Genomic DNA, 16068 nt, shown 5'->3' on the forward strand with positions numbered 1-16068 from the left:
AGGGGAGGTTAAAATTGAGAAAAGAGCTGGAGGTAATCCTAAACTCAACCCATGATGCAATGATAGCGGTAAATAAATATGGAATAATCACTTTATTTAATAAAGCTGCAGAAGATTTAACTGGCATAAATAAGGATTATGCTTTAGGTAGAGAAGTAGAGAAGGTTATTTTAAATACGAGACTGATGTATATATTAAGGACTGGAGACTTTGAACTTAATAAGCAACAGGACCTAGGTAATATAAAGATAATTACTAATAGAATGCCAGTAAAAAATGAAAAACAAGAGATAATAGGAGCAGTAGCTGTATTTAGGGATATTACTGAGATTAAAGATTTAGTAAGCCAAGTTACAAATTTAAAAGAGATTCAAAGCATGTTAGAAGCAGTTTTTTATTCTACCCAGGATGCAATATCAGTAGTTGATCAAAATGGAATAAATTTAATGATTAACCCGGCATACACTAGACTTACGGGATTGAGTCAAAGGGATGTTATAGGAAAAATTGCAACAGCAGATATAGCTGAAGGAGAGAGTATACATTTAAAAGTATTAGAAACTAAAAAGCCAGTAAAAAATGCAAGGATAAAGGTAGGTCCAACTAGAAAAGAAGTGATAGCTACAGCTGCTCCCATAATGGTAGATGGCGAGTTAAGAGGTAGTGTAGGTGTGCTTCATGATGTGTCTGATTTGATGCAAGTAACAAACGAGTTAAACTTAGCTAAAGAGATAATAAGAAAACTAGAGGCTAAATATACATTTGAAGATATAGTAGGGGACAATATTCTTATAAAAAGATCTATAGAAAAAGCAAAAAAAGCTGCTGAAGTTCCTGCCACAGTTCTATTAAGAGGGGAGAGTGGTACTGGTAAAGAGCTTTTTGCCCATGCAATTCATAATTTAAGTAGTAGAAAGTTCAATCAATTTGTGAGAGTTAATTGTGCTGCATTAAGTGAAAGCTTACTGGAAAGTGAATTGTTTGGATATGAAGAAGGTGCCTTTACTGGAGCTAAAAAAGGTGGGAAAAAAGGTCTTTTTGAACAAGCCTCCGGAGGGACAATTTTTTTAGATGAAATAGGAGAAATAAGTACAAATATTCAAGTCAAACTATTAAGAGTATTACAAGAAAAAGAAGTAGTTAGAGTTGGAGGTACTGAGTCAATTAATATAAATGTAAGAATAATAGGTGCTACAAATATGGATTTAGAAAGAGCTGTAAAGGAAGGTCGTTTTAGAGAGGATCTATATTATAGACTGAATGTAATACCTATAAACATACCATCTTTAAGATACAGAAAAGATGATTTGAAATTCTTAGTATTTAATTCTATAAGAAAGCTTAATCAAGAATATGGTAGAGTAATAACAGATATCTCTCAAGAAGCTTTAGAAGTTCTAAAAGAACATGATTGGCCAGGAAATGTTAGAGAATTAGAGAATGTTATAGGTAGAGCTATAATAAATATGAAACTAAATGAAAATAAAATTGAAAAAAGACATCTTCCAAAGATCCATGAAAATTATATTGAAAAATATCCTCCTATAGATGAAACTTTAGTAGAGCAAAAAATAACAGAAGATTTAAAAGAAGTTATAGAATTAGCGGAAAAAGATCATATTCTTAGAACTTTAGAGAGATATAATAGAAATAGAACAAATACAGCTAGAGCTCTAGGAATCTCAATAAGAAGTTTGTATTATAAAATGGAGAAATATGAAATAGAATAACATGCAAATTATTGCACGAATGGAACTATATATGCATTTTCTTGCATGCATAATATTGCAATGGTATAATTATAGAAGGGTATAAAAAAGATTTATATCCTTTTAACTATATTTGCAGAGAATAAGTAATTAAAAACTAATAAATCAATTCGAGTAATAGAGCGAATTGGGAAAATGTTTTCATAGGTAGTAAGGACGAGCCTTTATTATTTGTAAAATTGGCATGTATTTTGCAACATTAATAAAATAGAAAAAATAATGGGAGTGAGTAAATGAGTAAAGAACTTATTTTAACAATCAACCCGGGATCGACTTCAACTAAAATCGGTATATTTAAGGATAAAGAAAAGATTTTAGAACAAAAACTTGAACATAATACAGATGAATTAGAAAAGTTTGAAAAGATTACAGATCAGTATGAATACAGAATGGACTTGATTCAGGATGTATTAGAAAAAGAAAATATGAAGTTAGATAAATTTAAAGCTGTAGTAGGTCGTGGAGGACTATTAAGGCCAATGCCAGCAGGAACCTATGAGATAACTGATAAAATGGTCGAAGATTTAAAAATAGGTATACAAGGTGAACATGCATCAAATCTTGGTGGTTTGATAGCAAAAGGTTTAGGAGATAGGGTTAATATTCCATCTTATATCGTAGACCCTGTTGCTGTAGATGAATTTGAAGACATAGCAAGAATCTCTGGAATTCCTGAGATTCCAAGAAAGTCTTTATTACATGCTTTAAACATAAGAGCTGTATCTCATAGATTAGCTGAAGAAATAGATAAAGATTATAGTTCATTAAATTTAATAGTAGCTCATCTAGGTGGAGGAATATCGGTAGCTTCAATTGAAAAAGGAAGAATTACTGATGTAAATAATGCTAATGAAATGGGACCCTTCTCTCCAGAAAGAGCAGGAGAAGTACCAGTAGGAGATTTAGCTAAACTCTGTTTCTCAGGTGAATATACATTAAGTGATATAAAGAAGAAATTAAGAGGAAAAGCTGGATTAGTTGGTTACTTAGGTACAAATAATGCTAAAGAAGTAGTAGATAGAATTAATTCAGGAGATAAAAAAGCTCAATTAATATTTAATGCTATGGCTTATCAGATAGGAAAAGAGATAGGTAAGATGGCTGCAGTATTAAAAGGAAAAGTTGATTATATCATCCTTACTGGTGGGGTAGCTTATTCAAATATGCTTACCTCTTATGTGAAGGATATGATAGATTTTATTGCTCCTGTGGAGGTTTATCCAGGAGAGGATGAATTAGAAGCATTAAACGAAGGCGCTCTTAGAGTGTTAGAAGGAAAAGAGAAAGCAAAAGTATATGAAGAAGAGGTGAATATTAATGATTAGAAATTTTGATGATATATTAAATTTAGCAAAGAAAAAAGGTCCGAAGACTGTTTCAGTTGCAGTGGCTCAGGATAAAGAGGTACTTCTTGCTGTAAAAGAAGCTAAAGAAAGAGAAGTAGCAGATGCTATCTTAGTAGGAGATAAAGAAGAAATAGTAAAAATAGCAAAAACTATTGATCTTGATGTGGATAAATTTGAAATAGTTGATGTTAAGGATAATAAAGAAGCATCTTTAAAAGCTGTTGAACTTGTAAGTATAGGAAAAGCTCATATGGTGATGAAGGGTTTAGTAGACACTTCTATAATTCTTAAAGCAGTATTAAATGATGAAGTGGGACTTAAAACTGGCAAAGTATTAAGTCATGTGGCAGTATTTGATATGCCTACCTATGAAAAAGTACTTTTAGTAACAGATGCTGCTATGAATATAGCACCTTCACTAGATGCTAAAAAGGAAATCTTAGAAAATGCTACTTTTGTAGCTCATTCTTTAGATATTGAAGAGCCAAAGGTTGCAGTTATATGTGCTAAAGAAAAGGTTAACCCTAAGATGCCAGATACAGTAGATGCAGCTAGTCTTACTGAAATGAATGAAAATGGTGAAATCACTGGTTGCATGGTTAAAGGTCCATTTGCCCTAGATAATGCAGTATCTAAAGAAGCAGCAAAGCATAAAGGAATTGACCATCCTGTAGCTGGGGATGCAGATATACTATTAATGCCTGATATTGAAGCAGGTAATGTATTGTATAAGGCTTTAGTATTTTTAGCAGGAGCTGAAAATGCAGGAGTAATAGTTGGAGCAAAAGCACCAGTAGTATTAACATCAAGAGCAGACAGTGATGCAGCAAAATTAAACTCTATAGCTCTTGGAGTATTAATGGCATCAAAAAATTAGAGAGGAGCAAGAAAAATGACTAACCCATATAGATTATTAGTAATAAACCCAGGATCCACATCCACAAAAATAGCAATTTATGATAATGAGAAAGTAGTATTAGAAGAGACATTAAGACATTCAACAGAGGAATTAAAAGGATATGAAATGATCTATGATCAATATGAATTTAGAAAAAATATAATCCTTGAAACATTAAATAATAAAGGAATAAATATAACGAAGTTAAGCGCAGTAGTAGGTAGAGGTGGACTTCTAAAGCCTATAGCTGGAGGAACATATAGTGTTAATGAGCAAATGGTTAATGATTTAAAAGTAGGAGTATTAGGAGAGCATGCATCAAACCTTGGTGGAATCATAGCTGAAGAGATAGCATCTCAATTAAATATTCCAGCATTTATAGTTGATCCAGTAGTAGTGGATGAAATGAATGATGTGGCAAGAATATCCGGAATGCCTGAATTAGAAAGAAAAAGTATATTCCACGCATTAAATCAAAAAGCTGTAGCAAGAAGAGCAGCTGAGGAGCTTGGGAAATCCTATGATGAATTAAACGTTATAGTAGCTCACCTTGGTGGAGGGATATCTGTAGGAGCACATAAAGAAGGTAAAGTAATAGATGTTAATAATGCTTTAGATGGAGATGGACCTTTTTCACCAGAAAGAGCAGGAGGAGTACCAACAGGAGATTTAGCTAAACTTTGTTTCTCTGGAAAATACACACTAAATGATATAAAGAAAATGATAAAAGGAAATGGTGGTTTAGTAGCATATCTTGAAACAAATGATGCAAGAGAAGTTTCAGGTATGGCAGCTGAAGGAAATGAAAAAGCTGAATTAGTATATAAGGCTATGGCATATCAAGTAGCAAAAGAGATAGGAGCTTGTGCTGCAGTATTAAAAGGTAAGGTAGATGGAATAATAATCACTGGTGGTATAGCTTATGATAAAGAATTCATTTCTTGGATTACAGAGAGAGTTGACTTCATCGGAAAAGTATTTGTTTATCCAGGAGAAGATGAACTTATTGCTTTAGCTCAAGGTGGACTTAGAGTACTAAGAGGAGAAGAACAAGCACAAGAATACAAATAAACTCTTAAAGGATGGTTATATGTTAAATGACAAGAGGATAAGAGTAATAACAGGGCACTATGGAAGTGGAAAAACTGAATTTGCTGTAAATTATGCAATTAAATTAGCAAAAGATAATAATAAAGTAGCCATAGCTGACTTAGATGTAGTAAATCCTTATTTCAGAAGTAGAGAAAAGGAAGAAGTGTTAACAAACCTAGGTATTAGAGTGATTGGTAGCTCTATAAAAGGTTCAGGTTCTGATTTACCAGCTATTTCAGGAGAAGTGTTAACTCCTTTACAGGATGAGAGCTTTGAAGCTGTTTTAGATGTAGGAGGAGATCCAGTAGGTGCTAGAGCTTTAGGTAGATATCATAGCTATTTTAAAGAAGATAAATATGATATGTTTTTTGTTATAAATGCAAATAGACCTGAAACTCAAACAAAGCAAAAGACTATTGATTATCTTAGAAGTATTGAGTTCCAATCTAGAGCAAAGATTACTGGCCTTATCAATAATACTCATTTGCTTAAAAGTACTACTGTAGAGGATGTATTAAGGGGTCAGGAACTCTGTAAAGAAGTATCAGAGGAATTAAATATTCCGATTAAATATATATCTTGTATAGAAAGTGTTGCAAAGGAATTACCAGAAGATTTAGATGGAGAGATTTTCCCTATTAAGATGTACATGAGAGAAGATTGGATGAGTTAATAAGCTGTATTTCAGCTTAAAATAAAAAGCATTAATTATATGAGGGAGGGTTATTAATGGCAAAGGCAAAAGGTACTGTTACTTTTAGAGAGGATAGATGTAAAGGTTGTGAGTTATGTACAACTGTTTGTCCTGTAAATATTGTTGTTATGAATAAAGATAAGATAAACGTAAAAGGATATCATCCTGCTACTGTATCTGATATGGATAAATGTATTGGATGTGCAAATTGTGCAACGATTTGTCCTGATACTGTAATTGAAGTTGAGAGAATAATAGAGAAATAATAGGAGGGGTATTTAATGGCTAAAGTATTGATGAAGGGAAATGAAGCCATAGGAGCAGCTGCTATTAAAGCAGGATGTAACTACTTCTTTGGCTACCCAATAACACCACAAAATGAATTACCAGAGTATATGGCAAGAGAGCTTCCTAATATAGGAGGAATATTCTTACAAGCAGAGAGTGAAGTAGCTGCAATAAATATGGTATATGGAGCAGCTGGAGCTGGAGCAAGAGTTATGACATCTTCTTCAAGTCCTGGTATTGCATTAAAGCAAGAAGGAATATCTTATATTGCTGGAGCTGAGCTTCCATGTGTTATCGTTAATATAGTTAGAGGAGGCCCTGGACTAGGTGGTATCCAACCTGCACAATCTGACTATTATCAATCAACAAGAGGTGGCGGAAACGGAGATTATAGACACGTAGTTTATGCTCCTGCTACTATTCAAGAAACAGTAGACTTAGTTATGGAATCTTTTGATGTGGCTGAACAATATAGAATGCCTGTTATGGTAGTAGGTGACGGTATGATTGGTCAAATGATGGAGCCTATAGAGTTCAAAGAGCCTAAGAAAAGACCTCTTGAGCCTAAAACATGGGCAACAGATGGTACAAAAGGTAAAAGAAAGCCAAATATAATCAACTCATTATTTATAGATCCACAAGAGCTTGAAGATCATGTATTAAAGCTTGAGAGAAAATATGATGAAATAAAAGAAAAAGAAGTAAGATATGAGAACTATAACGTAGAAGATGCTGATGTTGTAGTAGTAGCTTATGGTACTACTTCAAGAATAGCTAAAAATGCTATAGCTAAATGTGAAGAGGAAGGAATGAAGGTAGGACTTATTAGACCTATAACTTTATGGCCATTCCCAGATAAAGCATTTGATGAAATCACAGATAAGACTAAAGGAGTACTTACAGTAGAGATGAGTACTGGTCAAATGATAGATGACGTTAAGATAGCATTAAACGGAAGAAAACCTGTTCATTTCTATGGAAGAACCGGAGGAATGGTTCCAACTCCAGATGCTATAGTTGACGAAATTAAAAAGATTGCAGGGGGTGTAAAATAATGGCAAAGGTATTTGAAAGAACAAACGGATTAACAGATAAGCCCTTCCATTATTGTCCAGGATGTACCCATGGTGTTATTCATAGATTGGTTGCAGAAGTACTAGAAGAGCTTGATGTATTAGGAGAAACTATAGGAGTTGCTCCAGTAGGATGTTCAGTATTTGCATATGATTATTTCAACTGTGATATGCATGAAGCAGCTCATGGTAGAGCACCAGCAGTTGCTACAGGAATCAAGAGAGTTCATCCAGATAAAGTAGTATTTACTTATCAGGGAGATGGAGACCTTGCTTCTATAGGTGCAGCAGAAATAATTCATGCAGCAGCAAGAGGAGAAAAAATAACTACTATTTTCGTAAATAATGCTATATATGGAATGACTGGTGGACAGATGGCACCTACAACATTGGAAGGACAAAAAGCTACAACTTCTCCATATGGTAGAGATGTTTCTCATGCAGGTATGCCTATGAGAGTATCTGAAATGCTTGCAACTCTTGATGGAGCTAAGTTTGTGGAGAGAGTTTCTGTTCACAATGCAGCAGCAGTAAGAAAGACTAAGAAAGCTATAAAGAAAGCTTTTGAGTTACAGTTAAGTGGAGAAGGATTTGGTATAGTTGAGGTATTATCAACTTGTCCAACAAACTGGGGATTAACACCAGTAGAATCACTTAAGTGGTTAGAAGAAAATATGATTCCGTACTATCCATTAGGAAATATATGTACACCTGAGGAGGTAAAATAATATGCAAGAAAGAGTTATAATGGCGGGATTCGGTGGACAGGGAGTTATGTCTATGGGACAGCTTTTAACTTATGCTGGAATGATTGAAAACAAGAATGTTTCATGGTTACCTTCTTATGGTCCAGAAATGCGTGGAGGTACTGCGAATTGTAATGTTATGGTTTCTGATAATCTTATAGGTTCTCCTATAGTTACAGAAGCTACAGCAGCTATAGTAATGAATAGACCATCATTAGATAAATTTGAAGATGATATAGAAGCTAATGGTAATTTATTAATAAACAGCTCTCTTATTGATAGAAAAGCTAACAGAGATGACGTTAATGTATACTATATACCTGCAAATGAAATAGCTGTGGAATTAGGAAATGCTAAAGCAGCTAATATGGTTATGTTAGGAGCATATTTAGAATTAACTAAAGCGGTAGGAGTTGAATCAATAATAGAAGCATTTAAGAAAGTATTTGGTGAATCAAAGGCTCATTTAATACCACTAAATAAAAATGCTTTAGAAAAAGGTGCAGAAGCAGTTAAATAATAAAAAATAATCAGTTGATTAATTAAGCCTCGAGTTAATACTCGAGGCTTTCCTTATGTATTCAATCTTTTTACATAATATTATATTTGTGTACAAATATATGAATTTATCTACAATTTTGAAAATTATAAAAATGAAAGTGTTAATAAATTACCTTCATATTATTACACGTATTTACTCTTTAAAGCATAAGTATGAATAATAAAATAAGTAAAAATGCCGTATTTAAAATAGTCAGATATATTACTTTTTCTTAATAAAATACTTTGAAATATAGATTGCAATATATATATTAGCTAGTTATAATTAAAGTGAAAAATAGGTTAGAACCTAGAATAAGAAAAGGGGTCGTATAAGTGCAACTTGCAAAGAAAGCAAATCTTAAAGAAAAGTCAAAATCTGACTCACAGGATTTGCCCCACTCGATAAGGTTGGTTTCGATATTGGTAGGAGGTCTATTATGTGCAATAGCTATTAATGGTTTCTTTATACCAAATCAATTACTAAGTGGAGGAGCTAGTGGTATAGCAATAATGGCACATTATTTAACAGGATTACCGACAGGATTATTGATTTTTTTAATCAATATACCTATATTTGCAGTTGGTTTTAAAATAGTTGATAGAGATTTTGTTTTTTACAGCTTTATATCAATGTTTGCTATGTCTCTATTACTAAATTTTACAGAAGGAATTGGAAGCTATATACAAGTAAATGATTTATTATTAGAATCAGTTTTTGGTGGTGTATTAAATGGTATAGGTATGGGTATGATGTTTAGAAATAAAGCCTCCCAGGGAGGAATGGACATTATAGCAGCTATACTTAAAAAGAAGTTAAATATGAATATTGGCTCAGCTTTAATGGGAGTTAATATAGTGGTAGTTGGAATATCTTCAGTATTATTTGGGATAAGACCAGCTATGTACACGTTGATGGGACTATATATAGCATACAAGATATTAGATAAAGTGCAAGCTGGATTAGATACAAATCAATCAGTGATGCTAATATCAAATAAGCCTGATGAAGTAGCAAAAGAGATATTTGAACAATTAGGCAGAGGAGCTACTTTCTTAAAAGGAGAAGGAGCATATACTCGTGATAATAAGAAAGTAATATATTGTACCGTTACATCAACTCAAGTGGGAAAATTAAAAGAAATAGTTAAAGGTATAGATGAAGATGCTTTTATTAATATAAGTGATAGTAAAGAAGTCAAAGGACGCGGCTTTAGAAATATAGAATTTTAGTAGCGAGATTCGAAAGAATCTCGCTTTTTATATTTTTTATTATCTAAGAAAGGTAATTTAATAAATTTTACTAAAAATTGAATTTGGTTTTATGTGAATCCCTTAGTTTCTTCTATCAGCGAAAGAGCACATACTTTTAATTCATATTTTAAGGATGAATTTTTATTTTAATATTATATGGGTAAAACTAAAAATAGGTTGCTAAAGTGAAATAATGATAGTATTATATATAAATATGCTATAATTGACATAATAAGTGTATTAAAAGTTTATGATATAAACAATAAATCTTATCATACTACAAGATTCGACAAAAATCGCTATAGTTCTGTTATAATCTAAGCTTGAGTATAATTTAGGACTGTGGTATTATAGTAAGGTAACTGACTTTCGGGAGGGTTAACAAATGGGACAATTATTTGGAACTGATGGAGTAAGAGGAATAGCAAATAAAGACTTAACAGTAGAATTAGCATATAAACTTGGAAGAATAGGTGGATATCTATTAACAAAAGGAAAAAATCGACCTAAAATAGTAGTAGGTATGGATACTAGAATATCTGGGGACATGCTTGAGGCAGCCCTTATATCTGGTATATGCTCAGCAGGAGTAGATGTATTATCAGTAGGAGTGCTACCTACACCAGCAGTAGCACATTTAACTAGAAAATATAATGCAGATGCAGGAGTAATGATATCAGCATCTCATAACCCAGTTGAATATAATGGTATTAAATTTTTTAATTCTGAAGGATATAAATTGAGCGATGAAATAGAAAATGAAATTGAAAGCTATATCTTAAATGGAGAAGATATTCCAGTATTCCCTACAGGAGAAGATGTGGGAAGGAAAAAGTTGATAGTAGATGCTTTAAATGACTATACTGAATTTTTAAAGACTACATTAAATATTAAATTTGATGGGTTAAAGATAGCGATAGACTGTGGGAATGGAGCAGCCTATATGGCAGCACCAATACTATTAGAAGAATTAGGAGCAGATGTATATGTAATACATAATGATCCTGATGGTACTAATATAAACGTAGAATGTGGATCAACAAAGCCAGAAGAAGTTCAAAAGCTAGTAAATGAAATTGGTGCAGATATGGGATTTGCCTTTGATGGAGATGCAGATAGACTTATAGCTGTGGATGAAAAGGGTCAAATTGTTGATGGAGATCATATAATGGCTATATGTGGGGAATACCTTAAGAATAAAGGGTTACTTACGAATAATACTATAGTAGGAACAGTTATGAGTAACCTAGGACTTGATATTTGCCTAGAAGAAAGAGATATGAGTCTTATAAAGACAAAAGTTGGAGACAGATATGTATTAGAAGAAATGGTTAAGCATAACTATAAACTAGGTGGAGAGCAATCTGGGCATATAATATTCTTAGATCACAATACTACTGGGGATGGACTGTTAACAGCCCTTCAATTAGCAGCAGTAGTAAAAGAAAATAAGAAATCATTATCAGAGTTATCTGGAATAATGACATCTTTACCCCAGGTACTAGTAAATGCTAAAATAGATAATGCAAAGAAGAATAGTTATTTAGAAGATGCAATCATTAAAGCTGAGATAGACAATTTAGAAAAAAGATTCCATGGTGAAGGAAGAGTATTAATAAGACCATCAGGAACAGAACCTTTAGTAAGAGTTATGATTGAAGGGAAAGATAAAGAAGAAATACAAACAATAGCTGAAAAATTAGCTGAACTAATAGAAGAAAGATTAAAATAATAGGGAGGATTTAATCCTCCTTAGAAAATTTTTGAAAGGGGTGATGCGTATATAGAGAAGAAGAGAAAATTAAATAAGTTACAAAAGCGCCAGGGCATAAAGTAGGAGCGGTCTACTTATGCAGACGAGGACGAGGTTTATCGAATTAATCGGCGGATGCCTCGGGGTGAGCCACCACCCAGAAAGATGGGACAAAACAGATAAGTAATTATCTGTACAAAGCCTATCAGGTGGAGAAAAACTCACTATGTAAGTGGGTCTATTTGTCATGTGAAAATTAATTTATGAATGAATGAATGAAATTGAAAGTGAGGAATGTAAAAATGTGTGGAATAGTAGGATATATAGGAAAACAGCAAGCATCGAATATATTAGTAGAGGGTTTATCTAAACTAGAATATAGAGGATATGACTCTGCAGGTGTAGCAATATTAGAAAATGATAATTTAGATGTAAGAAAATATAAAGGAAGACTTGCGGTACTACAAGAAAATTTAGAGAAAGTACCAGTTAAAGGGAATATTGGTATAGGTCATACAAGATGGGCAACTCATGGAGAACCATCTGATGTGAATAGTCATCCTCATGCTAATAATTCTGGAAATATAGCAGTAGTTCATAATGGTATCATAGAGAACTATATAGAGATAAAAGAAAGATTAATAATGAATGGGTACAAATTTCTTTCTGAAACTGATACTGAGGTAGTAGCTCATCTAGTAGATATGTATTATGAAGGAGATCTAATAGATGCTGTACAAAAGGCAGTTAAGGACTTAGAAGGAGCTTATGCTCTAGGAGTAATAAACAAAGAAAACCCTGATAAGTTAATAGCTGTAAGAAAAGATAGCCCATTAATTATTGGTATAGGTGAAGATGAGAATTTTATAGCATCAGATATACCAGCAGTATTAAAATATACAAGAAAAATATTTATAATGGAAGATGGAGAGATGGCAATAGTAAAAGAAAATGACATCACTCTAATGAAAACAGATGGAACTCCAGTTGAAAAAGAAGTATATACAGTTAACTGGGATGTAGAAGCAGCAGAAAAAGGTGGATATGATCACTTTATGTTAAAGGAGATATATGAACAGCCTAAAGCAGTAAAAGATACACTATCTCCAAGATTAAATAGACACAATGAAATTAAATTAGATGATATATCTCTTACAAAAGAAGATTTAGAGAGATTCAACCAAGTATATATAATAGCCTGTGGTACAGCTTACCATGCAGGACTATTAGGAAAAAGCTTGATTCAAAAGTATGTAAATGTACCAGTAATAGCTGAAGTAGGTTCAGAATTTAGATATAACGATCCATTTATAGATGAAAAATCTCTAATGATAGTAGTAAGTCAATCAGGAGAAACAGCTGATACTCTAGCTGCATTAAGAATGGCTAAAGAAAGAGGAGCAAGAACACTAGCAGTTACAAATGTAGTAGGAAGTACAATCTCAAGAGAAGCTGATGATGTATTCTATACTTGGGCTGGACCTGAGATAGCAGTAGCATCAACTAAAGCATACACTACTCAATTAGTGTCTTTAGCACTAATAGCTCTAGATATGGCAAATAAAAAAGGAACAATCTCAAAAGAGAAGTTTAATGAGTTAATAGAAGAACTTAGAGCTACTCCAGCACAAATAGAAGAAATCTTAAAAATGGATGAGTCAATTAAGGATGTAGCAAAAGTAATAACAAAGGCTGAGCATATATTCTATATCGGTAGAGGAATAGACTATGATGTGGCAAGAGAAGGATCATTAAAACTTAAGGAAATATCATATATTCATTCAGAAGCAATGGCAGCAGGAGAGCTTAAGCATGGAACAATAGCATTAATAGAAGATGGCACTCCTGTTATAGCATTAGCTACTCAAGATAGACTATATGATAAAACAGTAAGTAATATAAAAGAAGTAAATGCAAGGGGAGCAAAAATAATCTCCTTAGCAAAAGCTAAAAACACTGAGATATCAAAATCATCAGACCATGTAATGTATATCCCAGATATATCAGATGATTTATCACCAATACTAAGTGTGGTACCTCTACAAATTTTAGCATATCATGTAGCAACTTTAAGAGGTGCGGATGTGGATAAACCAAGAAACCTTGCAAAATCAGTTACTGTAGAATAGTAATATTTCCGGGGAAATATGTTGTCGAAAAAAAGAAATGAGATGAAGGAGAGCCATATAAAATGGTTCTTCTTTTTTTGAAAAAAAGAAGAGTTTTATTTAGAAACAAACCTAGATACATGTCATACTGAATAAAGTGAAGTTGTCGAACGAAAAAAAACACTTACTGTCGAAAAAAAACTTATTCAGAAGAAAATAAACTTGGTAAGAAAAGTGGAAGAAAAAGTAAATAACTCTCCTGCTTTTTTTATTGTTACTTCAGGCAAAGATAACCTATATTTTTAAATTGAAAAGAAAATGTATTAAAGAGAGAAAGGATATGAAGGAATTATAAAAATGAGGTTGAAATTATTGAAAATAGAAGGATTGAGGGAAGGATTGAAAAAATTCTCTCAGTCTTTTTTTCTACATGCATCCCTCTAGTTTTTTTATTTAATACTTGTATTTACTCCTTATATTTCACTCTTAACCCTGCCTCTCTTCTTACCGACTTTTTTTGCATAGATTGAATAATAATTGTAAAATACAGGAAATGAAAATTTGATATTTCAGGAAGACTTTATTTGCTTGAAAAAAATGGGAGGTTGAAAAGTAGGTGTTTTTAAGAGATAGTTCTTACCGAGTTTTTTTTGATATGACAGAAGTATCTTATCTTTTAAATACTTTTATTAGGAAAACACTTTGTTTTATATAAAAATTTGGGAAAAAAAGAAAATAATAAAAGGAATTATCATAATAAATAGAGAATTATATATAGAATATTCAATTAATAAAGTGAGATGATGTCATGGGATAAATATAAAAGAATTAAACAAAGTTGATATAGTTATTATATTTGATTATGATCCTGAAATAATAAAAAGAATTAGAAAAATCCATGGGCGTAGATGGGAATCAAAAAAGAGATATTGGATTATACCAAATGATGCTAAAAGTAAAACAAAGCTAATGGATGTATTAAGAGATTATGATATTAATTGGAGCAATATATTTAAATTCACTATAATAAATTTTGATGATTTATCTAATTTTGACAGAGAAAAAGTTATAAATGAAATGAACAAACAATTAACATTAAAGGGATTTACTTATAAAACAAAAAGAACATATATAGGACATATTAAAAGATTTTTAGACTATGTAGATAAAAAAGAAACTGAATTGAATAAGCAGGATATAGAAATATATATGTACTACCTATTAAACAATTGTGATTGCAGTCATTCCTATGTGAATCAAGCTATTAGTTCAATTAAATTTGTATACAAATACGTATTAAAGAAAGGTAACGTAGTGTATGAGCTACCAAGACCTAAGAAGGAGAAGAAATTACCAAATGTACTATCTGAAGAAGAGGTTTTAGAGATTCTGAATGCAGTTTCAAATTATAAGCATAAAGCTATACTTTATTTGATTTATTCTCCAGGACTTAGAATAGGAGAGGTAGTAAGGCTAAAAATAGATGATATAGATAGTAAACGAATGCTTATACACGTTAAGCAAGGTAAAGGGAGAAAGGATAGATATACAATATTATCTCAAGTTTCATTAGATATGCTAAGAAAGTATGCAAGTATAGAAAAACCAAAAGATTGGTTATTTCCTGGAGGGAAAGAGGGAACATTTCTAACTGAAAGATCAGTACAAAAAGTATTTAAAAATGCCTGGAAAAAAGCCAATATAAATAAGGAAGCTTCAGTTCACACATTGAGACATTCCTTCGCAACACATTTATTGGAAGGAGGAACCGATCTAAGGTATATTCAAGAATTATTAGGACATAAAAGCTCAAAAACAGCAGAAATATATACTCATGTAAGTAAAACCAATCTAAATAAAATAGAAAGTCCATTAGATAGGTTATTGAAAGGGGGAGATAAATAACAGAAATAAGCAGATATTACCGAACTAGGATTCGGGAACACCTATATATAAGTATAAATGACGAAATATTGGTTCGGGAAGATATTGTTATGTGAAATTTTTGCAGTTGGTTTAATGAGTAAGCAAAGGAGGAAAAGCAAGTGAATATTAACGAGTGTATAAACTGTGACCATCTTTCGTGTAGTGATATAAATGAAAGTGGGTTTTTAGTACCTACGAAAAATATAAAAAAGGAAAAAATAAAGATTTTGATGATATCTGAAGTACCACCAGATAAAAAGAAAGATTACTTTTATTCATCCGATAAATCTGACTATATGAAAACTACTATTCAGGCTTTTAAAGATGCGGGTGTAGAAGTTAACAGATTAAATGAACTAGAAGAATTAGGAGTATATTTAACAACTGCTGTAAAATGCCCTAAACTTCAATATAGGATATCAGCTAAAACTATAAAAAATTGTTCAAAGATTCTTGAAAAAGAAATAAGTTATTTTCCAAATATTCAAGTCTATTTATTAATGGGGGATGTAGCTATAAAAGCTATGAATTATATATGGAAAAGAAAAAGTGGTGAGAAAGTAATTCCTAATGGTTCAACT

At 32.1% G+C, this 16068-nt stretch carries 14 protein-coding genes; all 14 read left to right on the top strand.

Going from position 1 to position 16068, the window contains the following annotated elements; all coding sequences use genetic code 11:
• Window positions 1–14 precede the first annotated feature (14 nt).
• Window positions 15–1730 carry a sigma-54 interaction domain-containing protein gene (locus GOQ27_RS07360; RefSeq protein ID WP_203366199.1) on the top strand — a complete coding sequence of 572 codons (1716 nt, stop codon included), beginning with the start codon at window positions 15–17 and terminating at the stop codon, window positions 1728–1730.
• Between the two features lie 272 nt (window positions 1731–2002).
• Window positions 2003–3094, top strand: a complete 1092-nt coding sequence (gene buk / locus GOQ27_RS07365) for a butyrate kinase (protein WP_203366200.1) — start codon at window positions 2003–2005, stop codon at window positions 3092–3094.
• The gene (gene ptb, locus GOQ27_RS07370; RefSeq protein WP_203366201.1) at window positions 3087–3992 is read left to right on the top strand and encodes a phosphate butyryltransferase; all 906 of its coding nucleotides are present in this window, start codon (window positions 3087–3089) and stop codon (window positions 3990–3992) included. Before buk (GOQ27_RS07365) ends, ptb begins: the two co-directional genes overlap by 8 nt.
• Window positions 3993–4007: 15 nt before the next feature.
• Window positions 4008–5084: a butyrate kinase gene (gene buk, locus GOQ27_RS07375; RefSeq protein WP_203366202.1), complete on the top strand. Its 1077-nt coding sequence runs from the start codon at window positions 4008–4010 to the stop codon at window positions 5082–5084.
• 19 nt (window positions 5085–5103) lie between these two features.
• Entirely contained in the window at window positions 5104–5778 is a 675-nt protein-coding gene (locus tag GOQ27_RS07380; protein WP_203366203.1) for a nucleotide-binding protein, read from the top strand.
• Window positions 5779–5834: 56 nt separating this feature from the next.
• Window positions 5835–6065: a 4Fe-4S dicluster domain-containing protein gene (locus GOQ27_RS07385; protein ID WP_203366204.1), complete on the top strand. Its 231-nt coding sequence runs from the start codon at window positions 5835–5837 to the stop codon at window positions 6063–6065.
• A gap of 15 nt (window positions 6066–6080) precedes the next feature.
• A complete protein-coding gene (locus GOQ27_RS07390; protein ID WP_203366205.1) occupies window positions 6081–7142 on the top strand; it encodes a 3-methyl-2-oxobutanoate dehydrogenase subunit VorB in 1062 nt (353 codons plus the stop codon).
• On the top strand, window positions 7142–7888 hold the full coding sequence (locus GOQ27_RS07395) for a thiamine pyrophosphate-dependent enzyme (RefSeq protein ID WP_203366206.1): 747 nt from the start codon (window positions 7142–7144) through the stop codon (window positions 7886–7888). The genes GOQ27_RS07390 and GOQ27_RS07395 overlap by 1 nt, the downstream gene beginning before the upstream one ends.
• A 1-nt stretch (window position 7889) precedes the next feature.
• A complete protein-coding gene (locus GOQ27_RS07400; RefSeq protein WP_203366207.1) occupies window positions 7890–8426 on the top strand; it encodes a 2-oxoacid:ferredoxin oxidoreductase subunit gamma family protein in 537 nt (178 codons plus the stop codon).
• A 356-nt stretch (window positions 8427–8782) separates the two neighbouring features.
• Entirely contained in the window at window positions 8783–9679 is an 897-nt protein-coding gene (locus GOQ27_RS07405) for a YitT family protein (RefSeq protein WP_203366208.1), read from the top strand.
• 406 nt (window positions 9680–10085) lie between these two features.
• The gene (glmM, locus tag GOQ27_RS07410) at window positions 10086–11432 is read left to right on the top strand and encodes a phosphoglucosamine mutase (protein WP_203366209.1); all 1347 of its coding nucleotides are present in this window, start codon (window positions 10086–10088) and stop codon (window positions 11430–11432) included.
• Window positions 11433–11755: 323 nt separating this feature from the next.
• Window positions 11756–13582, top strand: a complete 1827-nt coding sequence (gene glmS, locus GOQ27_RS07415; protein ID WP_203366214.1) for a glutamine--fructose-6-phosphate transaminase (isomerizing) — start codon at window positions 11756–11758, stop codon at window positions 13580–13582.
• Between the two features lie 948 nt (window positions 13583–14530).
• Window positions 14531–15466 (top strand): tyrosine-type recombinase/integrase, encoded by a 936-nt coding sequence (locus tag GOQ27_RS07420; protein ID WP_252187773.1) that lies wholly within the window; start codon window positions 14531–14533, stop codon window positions 15464–15466.
• 140 nt (window positions 15467–15606) lie between these two features.
• Window positions 15607–16068, top strand: a 462-nt coding sequence (locus tag GOQ27_RS07425) for a uracil-DNA glycosylase family protein (RefSeq protein ID WP_203366210.1), incomplete at its 3' end; no start/stop codon positions are given.

This window comes from Anaeromonas frigoriresistens (assembly GCF_016820655.1).
In the GTDB taxonomy this organism is placed as follows: domain Bacteria; phylum Bacillota; class Clostridia; order Tissierellales; family SIT17; genus Anaeromonas; species Anaeromonas frigoriresistens.